Here is a 1,540-nt window from a genome sequence, read left to right as displayed (position 1 = left end):
CTCGAACAGCACGGTGGGGGACAGTTCGCCGTACCACTCCTCCAGCGCCACCGTGGCGTCCACGACGGCGAGCGACGAGGGACGCAGTTCCTCGAGGGTGGTGTCGGCGTGCAGCGTGGCGGCGGGCAGCCCCAGGGTCCGGGCCACGACCTCCACGACCCGGGCGAGCGCGGTCCGCCGGCCGGTGGCGGACGGGTCGGGGTCTCGCGGGCCCGCGACGGCGGGGGCCGGCGGCTTCCCGGCGGACACCGGTGGTTTCTCGGCGATGCCGGCCAGTGCGTGGTGGGCCGGCAACGCCAACGGACGGTCCGGCCGCGCCGGTTCCTCGGTCCCGGGCCGCTCGGTGACGGCTTCCGGGCGGAACGAGGCCGCCGCCGCGGCCTCGACCGGCAGTTCGTACACCACGGATCCGTCGGCCCGGTCCTGGGCCCACTCCCCTGCCACGGAGTCCAGGAACCGCCGGGCCGGCTGGTTGCGCCCGGTGGGCCGGTAGGTCACCCGCAGCACCGTGCACTCGTCCGCCAACTCCGCCGCGAGCCGTGCCAGGAAGGCGTGTTCGACGCCTTTTCCGAGCACCCGGCAGCTCATCAGGAACGTCTCCAGATCGGCCGTGGTCCCGTCGGTGCGCAGCACGGCGGCGCCGACCACGCCGTAGTCGCCGAAGCGGTCGGTGACCTGGACCGTGCGGCAGCGTACGGAGGGGTCCGCGAGCACGGCCCGCAGTTCGGACTCCTGGTACCGGGCCGGGGCGGCGTTGAACTGGTTGGTGCGCTGGGTGAGTTGGGCGACGCGGGTGAGGGCCGCTCCCTCTGCGGGGCGCACCTCGACGCGGAGGTCCAGCTCCTGGATGAAGTCGGCCAGGGTGGCGGTGGCCCCGCGCAGTTCCTCGCGCCGACCGGCCGCCTCGTAGAAGGAGGCGCGGGCCCGGTCCTCGTCGGTGACCTGGAGCCGGTCGAAGGCCCAGACGCGGTCGACGAACCCGGGCAGGTCCGCGGGGTCGGCGGGGCACGTGAGGGACAGCACCTGCGGGCAGGCCGCGCGGAGCGACGCGATCTCGACGGGGTTGTCGTCGATCATCACGAACGAGTCGAGACCGAGGCCGAGTTCGCGTGCGAGGGCGGCGAGGTTGGCGGACTTCGGCTCCCAGTCGACGCGGCGCGCCGTGAGGTGTTCCGTACCGAGCGGCATGTCGTCGCGCACCCGCAGGACCTCGGCCACGTCCTGGGCCTCGTTCTTGCTGGCGAGGCAGAGCAGGACACCCTGGGAGCGCAACTCCAGGGCCCACTCCTGAAGCCGGCGGTGTCCCGGCTCGATGACCACGCCGTGCGGGCCGTCCTCCCCGAGGACTCCGCGCCACAGGGTGTTGTCGCAGTCCAGCACCAGCACCTTGGCCGGCGGGACGAGGGCCGCGCGGACGGCTCTCGCCGTCGCGGTGGCGAGAGCCGCGTACCCGTCGGCGTCGTAGGGGATGTGGGCGATGCGCAGGCGCCGGGCGTCGTGGCAGTCGGCGATCGCGCGACCGCCGGAGCGCCAGTCCTCG

1 protein-coding gene is annotated in these 1,540 nt (G+C 74.2%); it reads right to left on the bottom strand.

Annotated elements, in window-relative coordinates; genetic code table 11:
- Positions 1-1,540 (bottom strand): HAD-IIIC family phosphatase (locus tag GT042_RS29445; protein WP_161311752.1); only part of this gene is annotated, 1,540 nt, incomplete at both ends.

This window comes from Streptomyces sp. SID3212 (assembly GCF_009865405.1).
In the GTDB taxonomy this organism is placed as follows: Bacteria; Actinomycetota; Actinomycetes; order Streptomycetales; family Streptomycetaceae; genus Streptomyces.
Note: the sequence above shows the minus strand (reverse complement) of the source record. Positions and strands in the feature narration are given on the sequence as shown.